Source organism: Allorhodopirellula heiligendammensis (assembly GCF_007860105.1).
GTDB classification, from domain to species: Bacteria; Planctomycetota; Planctomycetia; order Pirellulales; family Pirellulaceae; genus Rhodopirellula; species Rhodopirellula heiligendammensis.
The window spans coordinates 54,179-76,038 of record NZ_SJPU01000003.1 but is presented as its reverse complement, the minus strand read 5'-3'; the positions used below and the strand labels follow the sequence as shown (position 1 = coordinate 76,038).

Here is a 21,860-nt window from a genome sequence, read left to right as displayed (position 1 = left end):
TGCTGTTAGGAAGCTTGACGGACTGTTGACTGAGTGTGCCTAGGCGACCGGGCTGGCGACGCTGTCCGGTGCCTTACCGCACTCGGCTCACAATTGCATCACCAAGGTAGTGATTCAATAGGCAGCTAAGAGATGACGTCGTGAATCACGTTTCCTTTGACGTCCGTCAAACGCATGTCACGGCCACCAAAGCGAAAGGTCGAACGGGTATGATCAACGCCCATCAGGTGCAGCATCGTCGCGTGCAAGTCATGGATTTCCACGCGGTTTTCGATCGCTTTGTAGCCCCATTCGTCGGTTGCTCCGTAGACGGTACCCGGCTTCACTCCTCCGCCCGCCATCCAGACCGTGAATCCAAACGGATTATGATCGCGCCCGTTAGCCCCCTGTGCGAACGGTGTGCGTCCAAACTCTCCTGCCCAAACGACTAAAGTGTCATCGAGCATGCCGCGGGCACGAAGGTCTTGCAACAACGCTGCAATTGGCTGGTCGACCGCCTGCGCGTTGTTCTCGTGGCCCTGCTTCAGGTTACTGTGTTGATCCCAGCGGTCGCCACCGACCTGCGGGCACGTCAGTTCAATGAACCGCACTCCCTGCTCGATCATCCGCCGTGCGATCATGCACTGGGCCGCATAAATACGAGTAGGTTCGTACTTGGACTCCATACCGTACATGCGTTGCAAATGGGCGGGTTCATCCGCCAATGACATGACCTGCGGTACAGCCATCTGCATCGCATAGGCCAGTTCATAGTTGCGGATTGCAGAATCGATGCTGTCATGTTCGCCATCCCGCTCGACGGCAATGTCATCAAGCTGGCGTATCAAGTCAAGTTTGCTGCGTTGCTGTTGGCCATTGGGTTCGGTGGGCGAGATATTGGCTACGCCACTGCCGGATGGTTTGAAAATCGAACCTTGGTAACTTGCCGGCAGGAAACCGCTGCCAAAACAATCCAGACCACCCGGTGGGATCAAACCACCATTGATGACGACAAATCCAGGCAAATTCTCGCACTCGCTACCGAGCCCATAATTCACCCACGCCCCCATACTCGGCCGCCCCTGCAATCCGCTGCCGGTGTGCAAAAAGTAATTCGCAAACGAATGCTCGGGGAACTCCGACACCATCGAGCGAATCACTGCCAATTCGTCGACGCACTTAGCAATGTTGGGAAACAGATCACTGACAGGGATCCCCGATTTGCCGTACGAATGAAACTTCCATGGACTCGCCAGCACGTTGCCATTGTTGTTGAACTGGGTCGGTTCGACATCAAATAACTTACTGGGATCTTTGCCGTCAAATTTCGTCAACAGCGGCTTGGGATCAAACGTGTCGATCTGCGAGGGTCCGCCGTCCATATACAGGAAAATCACGTTTTTGGCACGCACTTGATGGTGCGGCCCATGCCCGGCTCGAGAGGCGGAACTGTCTTGGGCAGCGAAAGCGGGCTGCCGCTGCAGGGCGGATAATGCCAGGGCCCCAAAGCCGCCAGCGCACTGGGTAAGCATCTGGCGCCGAGTGACCGGTTGGGACTGCAGTCGGCGGCAGGGAAAGGGAGATGATGTCTTCATGGAATATAGATAAATTCTTTTGCGTTAACCAACGCGTGAGCAAGGTCGGCCCACACGTCGAGCGAATTGGTGTCGAGTTCACGAGCCGCGGACTGGGCATCGATGTAGTCCGCTGCGAGCTGGAGCTCTTGGGCGCTCGCTGGGCGAGCGAAGGCAGACTGAAACATCCAGTTGATCCGGTTACGGGGCTGAGGAAATTGCTGGATGCCACGAGCTGCCCAATCCCGCGCCAGTTCCACGACGAGAGGATCGTTCATAAGAATCAGAGCTTGCGCCGGCACATTGGATACATTTCGACGGCCCATCGTGCTGAACGGTGTGGGCGCATCAAACGTGGTCATGAAAGGTGAGAGAAAATTGCGACGGACAGCCGTGTAAATGGAACGTCGCCCCGCTCCATCGAGCGGCCCACTGTGCGGTGGCCGCCCCCGTCCATCCATAAACGACGTCAGATATACGGGTACCGATGGGCCGTACATGGTGGCATCCAGTCGCCCCGATAACACCAACAGGGCATCACGAATCGTCTCACCCTCGAGCCGTTTGATGGGTCGGTGATGCCAGAGCAAGTTCTTCGGATCAGCGGCCACGGCCGCTGGTGTCGTGTTACTGGCCATCTGGTAGGTCCGCGACAGCACGATCCGGCGAATCATACGCTGGATACTTTGGCCATCCTCGGCAAACTCCGTCGCGAGATAGTCGAGCAACTCAGGATGGGTTGGTAACTGACCAAGGACTCCAAAGTCGTCGGTGGTCGGCACAATTCCACGACCGAACAAGTAATGCCAAATGCGATTGACGATGACACGACGGGTCAGCGGATTATCGGCTGCCGTGATGTGCTCGGCGAGCTGCAAACGACCGCTACCCTGAGGTATCTCGATCGGTGCTGAGCCACTAATCGCGGTTAAAAAATGGCGGGGTTCGAGATCGCCAGGCTTGGCAGAATTGCCTCGGATCAACACGTGATCGTCTTCACCATCCCCATCGATCATCGCGATCGCGAGCTCCGAGCGACGCATCACCTGGTCGCTCAGTTGTTCGCGTTCTTTCGCCCAATCGGCTGTCAGTGACTCCCATTGATCACCGAGACGCTTACGAACCTCCGACTCAAAATCTGTCACTGCATCGCCGAGTGTTTTCGCCCGCTCGTCGAGCTCTTTTCGAACCTCGGTGGTCGCGCCATCCGTGACGGCGGAAACCTTAAGGTCAGCATCCACTGCAGGCGTGAACTCCAGATGGACACGGTGCCCAATATAGCGGCTCAGATCGAGTTCCACCCAGGCATTTTTCTCTTTGATAGGCCGGATAACTTCGCCGTGTAGCGGTCCGGCAACCATCCGATGTGAATCCACGCAAGCGAACACGTGACCACGCCCCTCTACGCGGGCGGCGACATTGCCATGTCGGACTTCGAACGACGGCGTATGCAGAGTACGACCAGAACGCGGAATTTTCGCGAGCGAGCTCTTGTCACTCGTCACGGGACCGGAAACCGACTCGAGTCCATCCCAGAAGCGATCGCTTACGGCGGCACTAACACGAGAGAACTGAATCGTTGGTTCACCGCCGGTAACTGTCAGTCCAGGCTCACCCGCGTGACGGGGGTGCCCGCCAAAAATGAATCCGTCTTGAAGGTAGTCAATCGGCTCGACCGCCTCATAATCAACGACGATCGCAGCCGCAGCGTCGTCACTAAGCTTGGGCGTCTGATCAATGAACCCACTATTCTCAATCGACGACTCGATGATGGCACGATACTTAGCGTCCAACTCATTGAGCTCATCGGCGACACGTGCATTATGCTCGATGGATTCAAACCGCACCTGCCGATAATCGCTGCTCTGCAGGAATCCGCTCAGCGAATAGTAGTCTGCCGTCGAAATCGCATCGAATTTATGATCGTGACACCGTGCGCAGGCGACGGTCACCCCCAAGAACGTTTTGGACATCACGTCGATCATGTTGTCAAAACGGTCACTCTCGTCTTTGCGAATATCAACTGGTGAATGCACCCACTCACCGAGATGCCAGAAGCCAGTGCCCAGAATCGATTCGTTGAATCCAGACTCCCGATTTAGACGCGGCTGGGGAAGCAAGTCACCCGCGATCTGCTCTCGCACGAACTGGTCATATGGCACGTCGGCATTGAGTGCACGGATCACGTAGTCTCGGTATTGATAGGCATTCGGCGCATCATTATCAAACTCGTGACCACGCGATTCCGCGTAGCGAACGAGGTCGAGCCAATGCCGTGCCCAGTGTTCACCAAATTGCTCCGATACCAATAACTTATCAACGAGCTCAGTAACCGCGTGCGGGCCCGGCTGTGCTAGGAACTCAGCAGCTTGTGCGGGCGTTGGCGGCAGCCCAATTAAATCGAAATACAATCGTCGCATCAGGACGTGACGATCCGCATCAGGGGCAGGCTGTAACCCCTCCTGGTCGAGCCGAGCGAAGACAAATTGATCGATTTCATCTCGCGACCACCCGCTGTGCTCGTGCGGCGGGGCGACTCGCTGGATGGGCTGCCATGACCAGTGTTGATTTCTACGATCCTCCAAATCGAACTCAGGTCGCGCCGCCGATGCAGTCGGTGCGGCTTCCTCGGGCCACGGCGCGCCCATTTCGATCCATCGTTCGAACGTCTGAATTTCGGCGTCCGCGAGTTTCCCCTCGGGGGGCATCTCGTACGACTCATACCGCACCGCTTCGATGAACAAGCTTCCGTCCACGTCGCCCGGCACCACGGCAGCCCCGGAATCGCCGCCCTCGAGTAACGACGCTCGACTATCAACCAACAATCCCGCCTGCAGCTTTTCCGATTTGGTACTGTGGCACTCGTAACAATGCTCCACAAGCAGCGGGCGAACCGCCTTCTCAAAGAACTCCAGCTCCTCGGGGCTGGCTAAGTCCCGTAGCTGCGCCGATGCAACGTCGGCAGCCTCACACGGAGCGATGAGAAAAACGCCCATCAGCCACCAACACGCCAGACCGCAGTTGCGCCCGATCGCGTCACCCATTTTCGATGCCTCAGTGCGGCAAAATATCGTATTCATAGCAACCAGTTTACAGGAAACTTTGCCCGCATTGCATCTTGTTTCTGTTTCACGCCACAATAACTCAATCGTCACGCCGAAAACGCCCCTGCTCGCTCAAGCCCCCGCCATGAATATCCTCTGTTTTAGCGATTTACACCGCGATCAAGACGCCGCGGAACATCTGGTTGAAATGGCTGCCCAAGCCGATCTTGTCATCGGTGCCGGAGATTTTGCCAACCGACACCAAGGGTTATCTGATACGCTCGATATCCTCCGGCGGATCGAGAAACCGACCTGTCTCGTCCCAGGCAATGGTGAAACTGTCGACGAATTCCGGCAAGCAACGCGTGACTGGGCGAACTGCCGGGTACTGCACGGTGATGGCTGGACGCTCCCCACCACAGCGAGTGATATCGAGCTATGGGGAGTGGGTGGCGGGATTCCGGTCACCCCCTTCGGCGATTGGAGCTACGACTTTGACGAGGAAACTGCCACGGAAATGCTGGCAGCCTGCCCCAGCGGCGGCATCCTGGTGACCCACTCCCCCCCGATTGACACTGTCGACCACGATAGCGCCGGTCGCATTCGCGGCAGTCACAGTATTCGAGCATGTGTCCTGCGATGTCAGCCGAAATTGGTGGTCTGCGGCCACATCCACAGCGATTGGGGCAAACAGGTGCAGTTAGGAACATCGCTCATCCTCAATGCCGGTCCCGCGGGCACCATGATTCAGCTGGACTGAATCTGCTACCGGTTTGGGACCAATGGTCAATGGTTGCTGAGCGAACGCTGAACAATCACCGAGCTCCTCCAGAAATGCTGGACGATCGACGCTGACAACCTCCGGCGGCGAACAACCGCGCTCCGTGCCAGCCCGATACAAATATGCAAACGTCAATCCGAACGGCGTTGCCCACACTATTTCAGCTTCTCGTCAGGCGTCGGCGACGCTAGCACGTAATAGAATACAGGCGTCAGAAAAATACCGAAGAACGTCACACCGAGCATTCCCGAGAACACCGCGACACCGAGCGTGGCACGCATCTCGGCACCCGCACCCGAGGCTAACACCAACGGCACCACGCCGAGGATGAACGCGAGTGAGGTCATGATGATAGGCCGCAGGCGGAGGCGGCACGCCTGAATGGTCGCGTCATATTTGCTCAGTCCCGCGTCTTGCTGTTCTTTGGCAAACTCGACGATCAGGATGGCGTTTTTACTTGCCAGCCCCACCAGGACGACAAAGCCGATCTGCACAAAGATATTAATATCCATGTGCGCGAGGGCAACGCCAATCACGGCGCACAGCAAACACATCGGCACCACCAAGACCACCGCGAGCGGCAGCTTCAAACTCTCGTACTGCGCCGCCAACACCAAAAACACCAGCACGACTGCAAGTGCAAAAACCACCAGTGCGGTGTTGCCAGCCTGGATTTGGAGGAACGTCAACTCCGTCCATTGGGTATCGAATCCAAACGGAAGCTCATCGGCCACGACACGATCGACTGTCTTGATGGCCTCGCCGGAGCTAACCCCAGGCATGGCCATGCCGTTGATTGTTGCCGCTGCGAAACCATTATAACGCGTCACCAAGGCGGGCCCGGTGGTATCTCGAACGGTGACGACTGCGCCCAGCGGAACCATCTTGCCACGGTTGCTACGCACGTAGAGCTGAGTGATCTGTTCGGGCGTCAAACGATAGAGCGGATCGGCTTGTACGTTGACCTGCCATGTCCGTCCGAATGCATTGAAGTCATTGACGTAGTATCCGCCTAAGTACGTCTGCATCGCGGTGAAGACCTCGCTCAGCGATACGTCCATCTGCTTGCACTTCTCACGATCCACGTCGACAAACATTTGCGGCGTATTGGCACGGAAGCCCGATTGCATGCCCATGATCGCTGGCTCGGCTGAACCCGCTTTCGCCAGTGCCGTGGTCGTCTCTTCGAGCTGAGTCAGACCCAACTGGCCGATGTCACGAACCATGATCTTGAACCCACCACCGCTGCCTAAACCATCGACTGGTGGTGGACCGAACACCGCCACTCTTGCGTCAAGAATCTGGCTGGCGACGGCCTGACGGAGCTTCATCGCAATTCGATCGGAATACAGTGCAGCGTCTTCGCGATCGTGAAACGGATCAAGGATCACAAACAGGGAGGCGAAGTTCGAGGCGACTGCATTCTGAACAAAGGATTGGCCGATAATTTCCAGGGTATGGTCAACGCCTGCCAACCCGCCGGTTGCTGACTCCCCGCCCGGCTCGTGCTCGTGCTCCACCTGCGATGCTGCTGAGAGTGAGGCCGCTAACGCTTGGCTGTCTCCACTGCGTTCCCCCAGCAAGATTTTGCTCAGTTCTTTCACCACGGCCTCGGTCCGTTCCAACGACGCCGAGTCAGGTAACTGGACGTCGACGAGCAGATATCCTTTATCTTGCTCGGGTACAAATCCGGTGGGGACCGTGGTCATGCCTTTGTAGGTAGCCCACAACAAACCGACATACACAACGAGTACGACGAACGATAACCGCACCAACCAACCGGCAATGTTTGCATAGGCCCCTGAGACCGTCGTGAAAAAGCGATTGAACAGTGCGAAGAACCATCCAAACAAAAAATTGATCAACCGGGATAACGGATCACGCTGCTCGGACTTAGGACGCAGCAGGAGAGCGCTCAGTGCGGGGCTGAGCGTGAGCGAATTGACTGCGCTGAAAAACGTTGACACAGCAATGGTGGCCGCAAACTGCTTGAAAAATTGTCCGGTAATCCCGGTGATGAACAAACAGGGAATGAACACGCACATTAACACCAGCGAAATCGCGATGATCGGCGTGGTCACCTCCCGCATCGCTTGCCGCGACGCTTCGACAGGTGTCAGCCCGTGCTCCAGTTTATGCTCGATCGCCTCGACGACGACGATCGCGTCGTCGACCACAATCCCAATCGCTAAGACCAATCCAAAGAGCGATAAATTGTTCAGACTGAATCCAATTCCCGCCATCACCGCAAAGGTGCCGATGATCGCTACGGGCACGGCGACCAGTGGGATGATCGCCGCACGCCAGGACTGCAGGAAGACGAGGACCACAATCGCCACCAAGATGATTGCATCCCGCAAGGCGTTAAAAACTTCGTGGATTGATTCCCCGATGAAGGGTGTCGTGTCGTAACTGATCGAATATTCGACGCCCGATGGGAACCGCGTCTTGAGCTCTTCCATCTTTGCGCGAATCGCGTCGGCAGTATCGAGGGCATTGGACCCCGGCAACTGGTAGATCATCAGGCCCGATGACGGCACACCATCAAGATTACACATCGTGTCTTCAAATCCCGAACCGAACGCGATCCCGCCGTAGGCAATGCCTTCCGCCGAGGTGCGGCGTTCGGTGACGACATCGCGGAGCTGGACGATCTGACCGCTGTCGCCTGTTTTGACGATCACGTCTGCAAACTCCTTAGGAGTCGATAAACGTCCGAGCGTCTTCAGCGTGTACTGGAAATCCTCGCCGCGCGGCACTGGTGGACGCCCCAGCGATCCGGCCGCCACCTGAATATTCTGCTCCTGCAGCGCCGCAATAATATCAGTGGCAGTCAATTGCAGCGCCGCCATGCGATCCGGGTCCAGCCACACTCGCATGCTATAGTCACGCTGCCCAATGATGTTGATACTCCCCACGCCGTCGATCTGCGCCAGCTCATCCTTGACGCGAATGGTCGCATAATTACTCAGGTACAACTGATCGCGTGACTGATCGGGCGAAAAGAAATTAACGGCCATCAGTGAATTGGGAGAACTCTTAACCACCGACACACCGATGCTTTTTACCTCGGCAGGCAACACTGGCGTCGCTAGATTCACGCGGTTCTGCACGAGCACCTGGGCCATGTCCAGATCCGTGCCCACTGCGAATGTCACCGTAAGTGAGTAACCGCCGTCGTTGGTCGATTGGCTGGACATGTACAACATATTCTCAACCCCCGTGACCTGTTGCTCAATCGGCGCAGCCACGGTTTCCGCAACGACCTCGCTGCTAGCACCTGGGTACTTCGTCGTCACGCGTACCGACGGCGGTGTAATCTCAGGGTACTGCGCGATCGGCAGCGTCCACACGAAGATGCTCCCCGCCAACACGACCAAGACTGAGATCACGCAGGCAAAGATGGGACGGCTGATGAAGAACTGAGACATAGAAGCGAGCGTCGGAAGGGCGGAAGCGGACGAAGTACAAAAGCAAACAATGACATCGTGAGACGTATCGCCTCACGCAATACCATCAATCCGCCTGCTCAACGGGATCGACCTTCATCCCCGGTTGAACCAGTTGCAATCCACCAATGACAACCGCATCTCCTGCCTTCACCCCCGTTTCGATGACACGCAGGCCTTCCTGTTGAGAACCAAGTTTGACGGTGCGCAGCACGATCTCGTTTTCGTCGTTGACGATGTAGACAAACTTTGTTGCCTGATCGGTGCCAATCGCGACGTCAGGGACAACGACAGCCTCATGTGGCTCGGAAGATGGAATCCGCAACCGCACAAACATGCCTGGTGTCAGTAGACCACTCTTATTCTCAAATATCGCTCGAACCTGCGACGTGCCGGTCTGCGTGTCGACAATGATTTCGCCGTATTCCAAAGTGCCTTTGTGCGGATACCCTACTTCGTCTGGCAGTTGCAGTTCACAGGGAATATTCAGCTCCGCGATTTTATCGGCTTGCTTGAAGTCTTCTCCCGCGACTTCACGCATTTGCCTCATGAATTTCAGTCGTACGTTCTCATCGACATTTGCAATCGCCTTGATCGGCTGATCATCGACGACTGTGGTGAGCACCGTCCCCCCATTCATCCCTCCGATAACATAGTTCCCGTCGTCTAACAGTGCTCGATCCACCCGACCTGCGATTGGCGATTTGACTTCCGTGTAGTCGACATCCAGCTTCACCCTCGCGGCATCCGCCTTCGCCACGATCACGCGTGCTTCGGCCTCTTCCACCGCCGCTTGATTTTGGTCGAATTCCTCTCGCGAGATGGCGTCGTTCTCGATCAGCTTTTTCGATCGAGTAAATGTTTTTCTGGCAACATCGAGACGTGTCCTAGCAACTTCAATTTGAGCTTCGCTCTGCAGATAAATGGCTTTGTACTCTTCGGGGTCGATCGTAAACAGGACCTCATTCGCCTGGACCGTCTGTCCGTCGATAAAGTGCGTTTTCAATAAAAACCCAGACACCCGGGATTGAATCTCCACGCTCTCATTGGCAGCTGTGCGGCCTACCAATTCGACGTACTCCGTCACCTTTTTCGCCTTGGCACGTACGTAAATCACTTTTTGCGGCGGGCGTTCTCCGCCCCCGCCAGGTACACCAGCAGACTCATTGCGGCACCCGGTACCGAAAGGAATCGCGATACCGATCGAGGCGAACAGGAACAGGGCAATGTGCTTCAACGTCATGGCGGTGAGGTCTCGCAGAGAGTGATCATGCCGGGGAAACACCCCGACCGGAGGGCCCGAATGATCATACACCACCCATGATCTCGGCCATACCACAGGCGCAGCTGACCGCGTTCTCCAAACCTTCCCAGCACTTTCATAGCATCTTCATGAGCACCGCTAGAATTCTGAAAAAGATATGCTGCCCCGAGTAGGCACGTATCGACGAAAGACTTCAACGCGATACAACTATCGGTTTCATTGACCTCTCAATTCAACGTTTAAGGAAAGTCCACGATGCGTCAGAACTCATTGCTTTGGATTAGAATGTGCCGATCTGTCTGTGTTGCATGGGGAGCAATTTTGTGTTCGCTCACCATTCCCAGCACTGCCTCCTTGGGAGCCGAGCCCACGGTCTCTGCAACGAAATCTGTCTCCGCAATGCCGCTCATCGTGGCTCACCGCGGCGCTTCACATGATGCTCCCGAAAATACTCTCGCCGCATTCGAGCTCGCGTGGGAACAGGGGGCCGACGTCATCGAGGGAGACTTCTATCTCTCTGCCGACAATCAAATCGTTTGCCTGCACGATAAAACCACCACGCGAACGGCACCAAATCAACCTTCCTATACCGTCAGTGAAGCCACCTTTGATCAACTTCGGGAGCTGGACTTCGGTGCCTGGAAAAGCCCAGAATATGCTGGGCAAAAAATCCCGACCCTAAGTGAAGTGCTGGCAACCGTTCCAGCCGGTAAGAAAATCTTTGTCGAAATTAAATGCGGCGTAGAAATTTTGCCTGTCCTGAAGGACCAGTTGGCCGAGAGTGACTTGCTACCAGATCAAATCGTGCTGATCTGTTTCAATACCGACGTCGTCAAGCAAGCCCGCCAGACAATGGGGCAGTATCAAACGAACTGGCTGACGTCCTACCGTCGCCATCCCGACACGCAGACCCTCTCGCCGACCACCCCCGCGATTGTCGAAACCTTGCGTCAAACCTCGGCTTCGGGTCTAGGAACCAAGGACGACATGGACGCGATCGACGCCGATCTGGTAAACGCCGTCCGCGAGCTGGGCTGCGGAATTCACGCTTGGACCGTCGACAACCCCACCACTGCCAAGACGCTACGACAGCTCGGATTTGATTCCATTACGACAAATCAACCCGCCAATATCCGAGCCGCGTTGAACAGCTCGACCAACTAGTCCGCGTCGATCTGCAGAAAAACCGAGAATTCGCAGCAGAACAAGGACTTTGTAACATGAATTGGCCCGTGCCAGCATTCCGTCGCTTCTGCCACTGGGTAACTCGGCTGGTGGGATGGCATCACGGCGTCGTTGAACTAGGATACGGATCCGCACAGGCGCTCAATGGGTCCCTGGCGGGCGTCTAAGGCGGCGGTTTCCTCCTCGCCTAGCGTAATCCTTCCACCCCGAAATTCACTGGAGTCCTTGATGGTTCGTGAAGTCTGTTTGTCCGCTGCGTTGCTGTTTTTCGTCGCGTCTCCCTGCCTTGCCGATTCCCCCGCTGGCTCGTCGGCGACCGCGGCGGACGCCCAGTCAATTTTCAATGGCGAGAACCTGGAGGGTTGGAGCGGCGACGAACGCCTGTGGTCGGTCCGCGATGGCGTCATCCACGGTGAAACGACCGAGGAAAACAAAGCCAAAGGCAATACGTTTCTAATCTGGCAAGGTGGCCGCACCACGGATTTTGAACTGCAGCTTTCCTTCCGCTGCAATGCGACCAACAATTCCGGAATTCAATATCGCTCCAAGCACAACACGGCCAAGGGTGCCCCGAACGGATGGTCCCTCAAGGGCTACCAGCATGAGATTCGCAACGAAGTGGATCTGCCCAATGTGTCGGGATTCATCTATGGCGAAGGACTCAATCGAGGTCGCATTTGCTTGGTTGGCGAGAAGGCCGTTCAAACAGATGGCAAAAAGAAAGTCCTTGGGTCGCTCATCACGCAGGATGAATTCAAGCAGCTGTTTCGGTTGAACGAATGGAACGAGGTTCGCATCGTTGCCAAGGGTCGCCACATTCAGCATTACCTCAACGGTCGTCTGATTCTCGACTTCACGGATTCGCCCGAGCAAGCATTGCTTGATGGCGTGCTCGGCCTGCAACTGCATGCTGGCAAAGCCATGTGGGCTGAGTACAAAGACATTCGGTTCCGCTCGCTATAGTCACTTGAAGCATCGCTGCACCCGAGACGTTGTCGAAGACCTGCGTCGTGACCATCGCTTGATCGAGGTTACCGACGAAGTCGACCCGTGCCTCGAACTGGCCGAAATCCAGCGACGTGTTTACGCAAACGGCGGCCCTGGGTTGCTGTTTAAGAACGTACGCGGTTGCCGGTTTCCGATGGCATCGAACCTGTTCGGCTCGCTCGAGCAAGCTCGCTATCTGTTTCGCGACACGCTCGAGGCCGTCCGACGAGTGATCGAGGTAAAGCTCGATCCTGCGGTGCTTCCGAAACGGCCTCACCGGTATGCGGGAGTGCCACTGACGGGACTGCGAATGCTGCCCAAACGAGTTCGTCATGGCGCTGTCATGGCGAACGCGTGCGAGCTTGCCGATCTCCCGCAACTGAAGTGTTGGCCGGATGACGGCGGTGCATTTGTCACCCTACCGCAAGTGCTCACGACGGATCCGAATGATCCCGATAACCTGATGAGCGCGAACCTCGGTATGTACCGGGTGCAGCTAGCGGGTAATCAATACGATCCACTGTCACAGGTGGGGCTGCATTACCAAATCCACCGTGGCATTGGCATCCATCACCGCGCCGCGATGGAGCGCCGCGAAGACCTGCCGGTCACCATTACCGTGGGCGGCTCACCCGCAATGACACTGGCGGCGGTGATGCCGCTGCCCGAGGGATTAACAGAGCTCACCTTCGCGGGAGCCCTCGCCGGTCGGCGGATGCGGATGATCTGCGGCAACCATGCTCCAATCGCCGCCGATGCCGACTTCGCAATCGTCGGCAGAATCGATCCGCAGGCGACCATGCCCGAAGGACCGTTTGGAGATCATCTCGGCTATTATTCGCTCACACATCCATTCCCGTATATGAAAGTTGAGCGGGTCTGGCATCGTGATGATGCGGTCTGGCCATTCACTGTTGTCGGCCGGCCGCCGCAAGAGGACACGACGTTTGGAAAGTTGATTCACGAACTGACCGACCCCATCATCCCAACTGTGATTCCAGGCGTGCGAGCGGTTCACGCTGTCGATGCCGCGGGCGTCCACCCACTGCTCTTGGCGATCGGTAGCGAACGGTACATGCCCTACCTCGGCGTCAGCGAGCCTCAGGAATTGCTGACTCAGGCCAACGCAATTCTGGGCAATGGGCAGCTCTCCCTAGCGAAATACCTTTGGATCACGGACGATCCGGCGAATGAGCTGGACATTCACAACATTAATCAATTTCTACAGTACATGCTTTGCCGTGTGGATTGGCGACGAGACCTCCATTTCCAAACACGCACAACAATCGACACACTCGATTATTCAGGCACGGGGCTCAATCAGGGATCGAAGGTCGTGATCGCCGCGACGGGGCAACCCTGCCGTGAACTACCTCACCAAGTACCACCCGGCCTGCAACTACCTGATGGATTCAGCCACGCCGCTGTGGTGATGCCCGGTGTGCTCGCGATCACCGCTCCTCGATATGACTGCCCCGCGCGAGCAGACGACCGCTCGATCCTCGCCGCTGCGTTATCCGCTCAATGCGATGCCAAAGCGTTTCCGTTGATTACGCTGTGCGACGATGCCGGCTTTGCTGCCGCTGCAGCCAACAATTGGCTCTGGAGCACGTTCACCCGCAGCAATCCAGCAGCGGACATCGGTGGCGTTGACGAGTTTACTCTTGAGAAACACTGGGGTTGCCGGGGGCCGTTATTGATTGATGCACGAGTCAAACCACATCATGCACCTCCGTTGGTCGAAGACGCTCACACGACCGCCAAAGTGGACGCACGCGCGACCCGTGGGGACGCGTTAGCGAAATACCTGTAACACGCACTCAGCGCTCTTATGGTGAAACAGCGTAGGCGACGCTCTGCCTAGTGCCGCCGATTTAGCGGCGCAACACCTAAGCCGGTTGGCGACTTCATTTTCAAAAACTTAACACCCTGGGGCGCTGCGGTCACGCAGAGGCTGGCGATGCGTCCCTCCCAGACCATGCACGACATCATCGAATCCATTTCGCTTAACGACATCCCACCATGCCTGGAAGGCGATGTGATTCTCGGCGGTGGCGTATGCGGCTGCCTACTCGCCCACGAATTGCTTGTGCGAAGCGACCGCCCGGTTTGGATCATTGAGGCTGGCGGGCGGCAGGACGAGAATTCACTCGACCGCCTTCGACCAGCGAGATGGCTACACCTGCTCGGCTCGACCGACGACGACTCTCACCTCACCCAGCCCAATGAGTCACTCGCTGGACGCGCAATCACTTGGCCGCGGGGCCGTGGCCTGGGCGGCAGCGGACGCATCAATGCGATGATCTGGGTACCACCTCGTGCGCAGGACTTTCAATGCTTAGAGCATGCGGGACTGAACCTCGATGCTATGCAAATCGCTTGGCAGCGGGCGAATGAGTTATTTGCCGTTGAATCTCCACGCTACCTCAGCCCCTCGTCGCAACACCTCTTAGCCACCCTCCAGGAGCACCCGGAACTAGGGGAGTTCGCTGCCTACCCGCGAATCAATCGCTGCGGTCAACGTTGGACCACCGAACAACTGCTACTTGATGTGAGGGAACGCGATCCGAGCATCGCCTCGCGATTGGGCTGCGTCCACGCTGGGGTCCAGCGTCTGAACATCACACGCGGCAGTTTGAACAGCCTAACTCTTCGGAATGCTCACCAAGAGCGTGAGATTCGGTTGAGCAGCGGAACGCGAGTCGTTTGTTGCATGGGGGCGTTGGGGACACCGGGACTACTGGTTCGTAGTGGTATTGGCGACCCGGAGTTAATTTCCCGGGTTGGCTTGACACCGCTTGTCGATCTACCTGCTGTGGGTCGGAACCTGCACGATCATTTAATCATGCCAGTCGTTTATGAGCGCGATCTGCCCGCCTTCTTGCCTGGGGCGCCGACCGACCAGGATATTGAGCAGTGGGAACAGACTGGCGCCGGCCCCTTGGCGTCCAACATCGCAGAGTGCGGTGGTTTTGATCTCGATGCCACGTTCCAATGTCACGTCACACCGACAGACTACCTGCGATACCCCCACCACACCGCTGCCTGCGCGACGACCCTCGGCGTGCAATTGACTCGCCCCCAGTCTCGCGGATGGATGGAGCCCATCCGCCACGCCGATCATGTTCAGCTGCATATCCACAGCCAATACATGACCGAACCCGCGGATAAAGCGAAGCTTCTCGACGGCGTTGGCTGGATCCGTAAGCTAGCCGACGTGCTCACACAACAGGGTGTGCTTGGTACCGAGCGAGTTCCGGGCCGGCGGCGGAGTGACGACGCACGCCTGCTGGCAGCGATCGCTCGCTACGCGCAGACGCTGTACCATCCCGGCGGAACCTGCCAGATCGGCAACAATAGCGAGGGTGCTGTCACTTATCCGGACTTTCAGGTGCCTGGCGTGGCAGGCTTGTCGATCGTGGACGCATCACTGCTGCCTGAACCGACTACCGGGAACCCGACGGCGTTACTCGCGATGCTGGCTTGTTACGCCGCCGAGCGATTGAGCACTTCTAGCATCGCCTCACGAATACGCTGCTGATATTCGGCATCGAGGATCGGTTGGGACGAGGCGTCGGTGATGTAGAACACGTCTGCGATCTGATCCAGATGGGTATCAATTTTCGCAAATTGTATGGAGACCTCATGTGCGGCCAGGACAGTGGTAACATCGGCCAGCAAACCGGGGCGGTCATAGGTGAACAGCGAGAGGATGGTCTGGTGGTCAAAGGTATCATTGTCAAAGATGATTTTTGTGGGCAGCAGAAGCACACTCGCAGGCTCGCTATCGTCCTTTGATTTCCAAACCTTTCGCGCCGCCGGTAGCGGCGCCTCTGGATTATCGAGCGCGCTACGGATCACACGGCATACGTTTTCGATACGATGCGGTGGCGGTGCGTTGACATAATCCGGGTCGCTAACCCAAAAGGAGTCCCACAACAAATCTTCCCCAACGGTCTCAATACTCGCGCGAAAAATGGTCAATCCGCAGGCGTAGAGTGCACTGGTGATTCGCGCAAAAGTACCGATGCGACGATCACCTTGCCGAACGACGACGTTGTAGCGAACCTCACTTCCATCGGATGCCACCAACCCGGCACAGAAGCAGCCTTGGTCCTGTTCCAACCATCTACCCACCTCGACCAGTTCATCGGCAATCTCGCGGCTACTGCGGTGGCGAAGCAACGACAGGGGTAAATCTTTGACGAGCTCGACGGCCGACTCATCACTGCTCTTGGCCTGGACCAGCCCGACAATCTCGTCGCGTTGCGAATCGAGCTCTGGATCATTCTCACCCGGAAGATTGCCAGTTTCGAAGTATCGACGGGTGCGGATATAAAGATCCTCAATGAGATTCATCTTCCAATCCGTCAGCACATCTGGGCCCACCGCGATGAGGTCGGCGACACTATGTACGAGCAATAATTCGAGTCGTCGCACCGAGCCGACCTCCGCGGCAAAGCCATGCACCACATCGGGATCGTTGAGATCGTGGCGAAAGGCAACCGTCGTCATCAACAGGTGCTTATGAATTAGCCACTGCAGGGTCTCCTTTTGGTTCGCTTCGAGCCCGAGTGCGTCACCCACCTCGCCGGCAATTCGAAACCCGACTTCGCTATGATCTTCGTCGTACCCTTTGCCGAGATCATGGATCAGCAACGCCAAGTGCAGGAGAGTTTTGTCTTTGATGCGCGAGTATCGCCGGCCCATGACGCTGTCTTGCTCAGCAAAGTCCGTAACGGCTTCGACGGCTCCGAGACAATGAGCATCGACCGTAAATTTATGGTAGGCGTTGAACTGCAACAGTCCGCGACATCGCCGCATGGCGGGAATCAGTTGCTCGATAATCCGCAGCTCATGCAGTCGACGCAGCAGCGGGGCGAGCTGCCCGGGCTGGCTGAGTAGACCCAAGAACGCCTGCACACTCGCCGGATCAGGCGGGCTTGGCGGACGCTCGAGCATCGTCTGCCGGATTGCTTGCCAAGTCGGATGGGCGATCCATCGCTGATTTTCATTGGCCAACTGCATTAAACGCAGCACGTCCGGCAAACTCGCTGCAAAGGCGTCGAGATCCTTGGGCTCAACCCAGATCTGGGTCGGCCCCACGCGGATGCTGTCGTCTACCCGGCGCGACAAGATCCGCTCCACTGCCATGGCGGTGCGGGAGTGCGCGCGAACATTGTCATCGAAGAATCCCGAGACGTACCGCACCGAGCGGGTGTGCTCAAAATAATCTTGCATGAAATCCTCGACGGGCAGCACCCCGGTTTGCCCTTGATAACCCCAGTCGCGAGCAATCTCCATCTGCGTGGGCCGATCCAGAACGTCTTGGCTGCGTCCGGTCCGAAAGTGCAACTCGTGGCGCAGTCTCAGCAGAAAGCCATTGGCCCGGAGCAACGTCTGAAGGTCTTCGCTCGAGAGCGCACCGAGTCGGTGCAGTTGAGTCAAATCCGTTTGACCATGGGTCGCAAAGCCCAGCCAACGAACCAACTGGATGTCGCGCAGACCGCCTCGCGAGCGTTTTACATTGGGCCGGAGCAGATAGATCGTTTCCCCCCAGCGATGCCGTTCTTCAAGCCGGGCCCGAATCACCTTCTTGTTGAGTGTCTTCCAACGCCGCTTCGCACCGCTGCGAAATGAATCAAAGAAGCCGCGATACTTCGACTCGTTTCCGCATAACAAACGAGACTCTGTTAGCGAGGTGTAGATTTTGGGATCCGACCAAGCCAACGACGTCGCCTCTGAGGGCGAGCGCACCGAAAAACCGACATCCATACCCGCGTCGGCTAAATCTCGCACCAAAGCACCGGCCACCGGGGTCGCAGCAGCAATCGCAGTCCGCGGCACCAGCAGCATGAGGTCCGCGTCGCTGTACGGCGACAGATCCCCGCGCCCGTAGCCCCCATGAGCCACGAGGGCAAATCGAGATAAGTGGCGTGGATTGACCCCGGCTGATTCAGCGTGCTGCAATGCATCGGCAAAGACAGCCGAGACGATCTGATCATACAAATCGCTAAACGCTGTGGCCGTTTGAACACTCGGCAAGCCAGCATGGAATCGAACGTCGAGCCGAGCACGCCCCTCGCTGAGCTGATCCCGATATCGCATCGCCGACGACGTCAACGAAACGGATTTCGTCGCAGGTTTTGTCTCAGCCAGCCTACAGCGCCTCTTCGCCCCGCTCACCGGTGCGAATCCGGATCGAGTCTTCCAGATCGGTCACGAAAATCTTTCCGTCGCCGATTTGTCCGGTTTGTGCGGTTTGCAAAATCGCATCAATCACGGTTTGCAAATTTTCACTGGTGCAAACCACTTCGATCTTGACTTTCGGGACAAAATCAATGGCGTACTCCGTGCCACGATAAATTTCCGTGTGCCCCTTTTGACGACCAAACCCGCGGACTTCGCTGACGGTCATGCCCTGGATGCCTTGCTCGGTCAACGCATTTTTAACGTCTTCAAGTTTAAAGTGGCGAACGATTGCTTCGACTTTTTTCACGGCTGAGGGCTCCGGCGGAAGTAACGAGTGTGCGTGAGGTGGGTCCGATGGACGTCGGTGCCCACGCTATTCTACACGCATCATGGGGAAATTGGGTAGCAGGCATCCACGAGGTTATTGGCTGACACTGCGATTCGATTCAATCACCAGACTGCCTTCAAGCATGCCCCGAGCGCATTGGCAGGCATGCCCCGAGTGCATTGGCAGGCGTGCCCCGAGCGCATTGGCAGGCCGGACGCCCATCTTAAGACTTTCCGCTTGATTTTGGCTTCACCCAAGCTTGATCCACATGCCCGAGAATGCGATTGACGTCCCGCGAGGCGACAAACAGCCAATCACTCAAGCGATTTAAGTAGATGACGACTTCGGGACTGATCGGTGCTTCGAGACCAGCGGATTCCGCTAACGTGATCACTCGGCGTTCACTGCGACGGCAGACCGCACGCCCAACGTGAATCTGCGCCGTCAGTGACGAACCGCCCGGTAGAATGAATTCCTTGAGTGGTGGCAGGCGACTTTCCGAATGATCGATCCACCGTTCGAGCCGTTCGATATGCTCAGCTCCGATGACCCGTAAATGGAACTCGTCAGGACGGGGCGATGCGAGCTCAGCTCCCAGCGAAAACAGCTCGTGCTGGACAAGGGCAAAGCAATCGTCGAATTGCTGCAGGGATTTCGTCGTCGCGACGTCTCCAGCCCGTCTCGCACATTCATCACCCAATGTACTGCGGATGCAGCCCAAACTGGCGTTGAGTTCGTCCACCGTCCCATAGGCCTCAATCCGCGCATGGTCCTTGCGCACGCGGGGCCCACCGAACAACCCGGTGGTGCCAGCGTCGCCGGTACGTGTGTAAATTTTCATTCGAGGATGTTACCATACAAATTGTCGCCGACTGAGCGGATCGCAACGGCGGTGGAAACGAAACAGGATGGAGGTGCCGATGCCGATACCGAAGAAGTCCCCCGTCCGCGCGGCAGGTGTTCTGCTGTTGACTCAGGAGCCCCAACCCCGATTTTTGCTCATGAGGCACCCCGATCGGTGGGATCTGCCGAAGGGGCATTGCGACGGCAAAGAATCGTACTTGGAAACTGCCCAACGAGAAATGCAGGAGGAAACGGGTCTCGATTCTAAAATATGTCAATTCGACGATCGCTTTCGTTTTGACCTCAACTATGACGTGACTTACCGCAAATATCCCGGCAAAGTTTTCGCCAAGAAGGTGAGGTACTTTTTGGCACGCCTGCCTGCTGCTGTTAGAATTGAAGTCAGCGAGCACGATGCCTACGAGTGGTTCGCTTGGTCACCACCTCATCAAATTCAATCGCAAACAATCGATCCGCTACTCGCAGCGGTAGCCGCACACCTAGCTGATGGTAGTTAGCCGAGTTTGACATGCCAAAGCGATCCGTGAAGTACCCTGTCGACTCGGTCAGCCACGTCGAGTTTGACCTCGCAAACTCACCAAGGTGTGGCATTGACGCGTTGGCGAACCCAGCTCCTCGGTGGTGAGCGAGGTTACTCGGTGTCGAATGCCAAGGCTGACCGTTCACCGGGCAAACATCCCTATTTCTCGAAGAAGATTCCATGCGTCACCATCTGCCTCTATTACCCCTGATGCTGGCCGTTTGGGGATTGGTTGTGATCGCGGTGAGCCCCGCTCAGGCGCAGACACAGCGGGCACGTCCACCACAGTTCGACGACGCCGTCACATCCCGCATCTTTTTCTCCGAGATGTCGACTGCGTTTCGGGGCGACCGACCAACCTTATCGAGCCTGCGTGAACTTCATGCGGCAACCGCGATCGCGCAGTCTGAAGCTGCCGCCACCGAGGACAGCGCAGCGAGTGGCCACGGCTGGAACAAACTCATTTCGCCCCTCTCACTCGAAGATGAGGTCAAACGAGTCAAGTTAAAGTTTGATGCAGGATTGACCACGCCGGGCGCGTTCAACAGTGGCGGATATCAGGACGCACGGTTAAATCTCTCGATCCTGGCGTCGCTGTTCGCAGTCATCTCCGAATACTCAGGCGATGTCAGATGGAAATCGGACGCGAAAACAGCCCGAGACCTGGTCGCCAAGACGGCCCGCAATTGCGCCGCCGGATCCACTCCCGTGTTCAACGAAGCGCAACTCCGCAAAGCTGACCTGCAGGACCTCGTATCGGGGGCGGGCTTAACCGCAGCCAAGACGAGCGACCAAGAAAATGATTGGTCCATGATCGTTGATCGTTCGCCGCTCATGGAATACTGTCAGCTATTGGTTGATCAGCTCAGCGACCAGTCCAATGACGCTGCGACGGCCGCGGAAAATGTCGACAAACTACGCAAGAATGCGGAATTGCTAGCAATGGTCGGCGAAGTATTGACCAAAGACGGCATGGACGACTCCGAGGACGACGACTACGCCACACTGAGCCATGAGATGAGTACGGCCGCACTCTCAGTGGTGTCGGCAATTGAGCGGCAAGATTTCGAGGCGGTGCGAGGTGGAGTTGGTAAGATCACCCAATCTTGCGCTAACTGCCACGAGCAATATCGCTAGTCACCGCTTTTTTCGCGTACCCAGACCTGGCCGTTCTCGACCTTGATATCAAAACAATCGACTTTGGTGCGTGGATTGTCCTCCCAGGTGCCATCGACAATGCAGAAACGCCACGCATGCCACGGGCAGGTGACCGTATTCTCCTCGACATAACCTTCCGCTAACGATGCCCCCATATGCGGGCACATGTCGTCAATCGCATACCACTGGTCGCCCTTACGAAAGATCGCCACCATGCGATTTTTGACTGCGACGGCACGCCCCACGTTCTCTTCGAAATCACTGACTTTCCCGACGCTCTCGTACTCGCTCATCTTTCCTCCGGGTTCATTATTGTCATGGTTGTCGGCTGAAACCGATCGTTTCCCAGGACGTCTTGGCGGTGGTGACCTTCCCCGTGAAACCTTATCTTAGATTCTTCTGAATCACCTGCAGATTCGCGTTGGCCCGCATCCTCGGAAGGTTGAGCTCGGGAAAATTGAGCTCGATGTGTCAGAGGCATGAATCGGTGCCGGACGGGGAGACGATCCCATCCTACCACCTCGCAGGGAATCCG

Annotated in this window: 15 protein-coding genes; 7 read left to right on the top strand and 8 right to left on the bottom strand. The window is 56.8% G+C overall.

Annotated features, from left to right (window positions below; all coding sequences use genetic code 11):
* Positions 1-125: 125 nt before the first annotated feature.
* A complete protein-coding gene (locus Poly21_RS20305; RefSeq protein WP_146409450.1) occupies positions 126-1,511 on the bottom strand; it encodes a DUF1501 domain-containing protein in 1,386 nt (461 codons plus the stop codon).
* Between the two features lie 59 nt (positions 1,512-1,570).
* Positions 1,571-4,633: a PSD1 and planctomycete cytochrome C domain-containing protein gene (locus Poly21_RS20300; RefSeq protein WP_302119875.1), complete on the bottom strand. Its 3,063-nt coding sequence runs from the start codon at positions 4,631-4,633 to the stop codon at positions 1,571-1,573.
* A gap of 109 nt (positions 4,634-4,742) precedes the next feature.
* On the opposite strand from Poly21_RS20300, the gene Poly21_RS20295 reads away from it, so the two are divergent.
* A complete protein-coding gene (locus Poly21_RS20295; protein ID WP_146408909.1) occupies positions 4,743-5,357 on the top strand; it encodes a metallophosphoesterase family protein in 615 nt (204 codons plus the stop codon).
* A gap of 176 nt (positions 5,358-5,533) precedes the next feature.
* On the opposite strand, the gene Poly21_RS20290 is transcribed toward Poly21_RS20295, so the two are convergent.
* Both Poly21_RS20290 and Poly21_RS20285 read right to left on the bottom strand, forming a co-directional pair.
* The gene (locus Poly21_RS20290) at positions 5,534-8,809 is read right to left on the bottom strand and encodes an efflux RND transporter permease subunit (protein WP_146408908.1); all 3,276 of its coding nucleotides are present in this window, start codon (positions 8,807-8,809) and stop codon (positions 5,534-5,536) included.
* An 85-nt stretch (positions 8,810-8,894) separates the two neighbouring features.
* A complete protein-coding gene (locus tag Poly21_RS20285; protein WP_146408907.1) occupies positions 8,895-10,070 on the bottom strand; it encodes an efflux RND transporter periplasmic adaptor subunit in 1,176 nt (391 codons plus the stop codon).
* Between the two features lie 420 nt (positions 10,071-10,490).
* Here Poly21_RS20285 and Poly21_RS20280 point away from each other — a divergent pair, with 420 nt between their 5' ends.
* The 4 genes from Poly21_RS20280 to Poly21_RS20265 all read left to right on the top strand — a co-directional run bounded on the left by Poly21_RS20280 (position 10,491) and on the right by Poly21_RS20265 (position 15,804).
* The gene (locus Poly21_RS20280; protein WP_302119872.1) at positions 10,491-11,255 is read left to right on the top strand and encodes a glycerophosphodiester phosphodiesterase; all 765 of its coding nucleotides are present in this window, start codon (positions 10,491-10,493) and stop codon (positions 11,253-11,255) included.
* A 249-nt stretch (positions 11,256-11,504) separates the two neighbouring features.
* Entirely contained in the window at positions 11,505-12,239 is a 735-nt protein-coding gene (locus Poly21_RS20275; RefSeq protein ID WP_146408905.1) for a 3-keto-disaccharide hydrolase, read from the top strand.
* The gene (locus Poly21_RS20270) at positions 12,184-14,076 is read left to right on the top strand and encodes a UbiD family decarboxylase (RefSeq protein WP_146408904.1); all 1,893 of its coding nucleotides are present in this window, start codon (positions 12,184-12,186) and stop codon (positions 14,074-14,076) included. The genes Poly21_RS20275 and Poly21_RS20270 overlap by 56 nt, the downstream gene beginning before the upstream one ends.
* A gap of 147 nt (positions 14,077-14,223) precedes the next feature.
* Positions 14,224-15,804, top strand: a complete 1,581-nt coding sequence (locus tag Poly21_RS20265) for a GMC family oxidoreductase (protein WP_146408903.1) — start codon at positions 14,224-14,226, stop codon at positions 15,802-15,804.
* Here Poly21_RS20265 and glnD read toward each other — a convergent pair.
* The 3 genes from glnD to Poly21_RS20250 all read right to left on the bottom strand — a co-directional run bounded on the left by glnD (position 15,750) and on the right by Poly21_RS20250 (position 19,624).
* Positions 15,750-18,371, bottom strand: a complete 2,622-nt coding sequence (gene glnD / locus Poly21_RS20260; protein ID WP_146409448.1) for a [protein-PII] uridylyltransferase — start codon at positions 18,369-18,371, stop codon at positions 15,750-15,752. The genes Poly21_RS20265 and glnD overlap by 55 nt on opposite strands.
* 52 nt (positions 18,372-18,423) lie before the next feature.
* A complete protein-coding gene (locus tag Poly21_RS20255) occupies positions 18,424-18,762 on the bottom strand; it encodes a P-II family nitrogen regulator (protein WP_146389333.1) in 339 nt (112 codons plus the stop codon).
* A 244-nt stretch (positions 18,763-19,006) separates the two neighbouring features.
* The gene (locus Poly21_RS20250) at positions 19,007-19,624 is read right to left on the bottom strand and encodes a cob(I)yrinic acid a,c-diamide adenosyltransferase (protein ID WP_146408902.1); all 618 of its coding nucleotides are present in this window, start codon (positions 19,622-19,624) and stop codon (positions 19,007-19,009) included.
* 67 nt (positions 19,625-19,691) lie between these two features.
* On the opposite strand from Poly21_RS20250, the gene Poly21_RS20245 reads away from it, so the two are divergent.
* Together Poly21_RS20245 and Poly21_RS20240 are read left to right on the top strand one after the other, a co-directional pair.
* Positions 19,692-20,144: a bis(5'-nucleosyl)-tetraphosphatase gene (locus tag Poly21_RS20245; RefSeq protein ID WP_146408901.1), complete on the top strand. Its 453-nt coding sequence runs from the start codon at positions 19,692-19,694 to the stop codon at positions 20,142-20,144.
* 203 nt (positions 20,145-20,347) lie between these two features.
* A complete protein-coding gene (locus tag Poly21_RS20240; protein WP_146408900.1) occupies positions 20,348-21,304 on the top strand; it encodes a cytochrome c in 957 nt (318 codons plus the stop codon).
* On the opposite strand, the gene nirD is transcribed toward Poly21_RS20240, so the two are convergent.
* Positions 21,301-21,618: a nitrite reductase small subunit NirD gene (gene nirD, locus Poly21_RS20235; RefSeq protein WP_146408899.1), complete on the bottom strand. Its 318-nt coding sequence runs from the start codon at positions 21,616-21,618 to the stop codon at positions 21,301-21,303. The two genes, Poly21_RS20240 and nirD, sit on opposite strands and share 4 nt — an antisense overlap.
* Between the last annotated feature and the right edge of the window lie 242 nt (positions 21,619-21,860).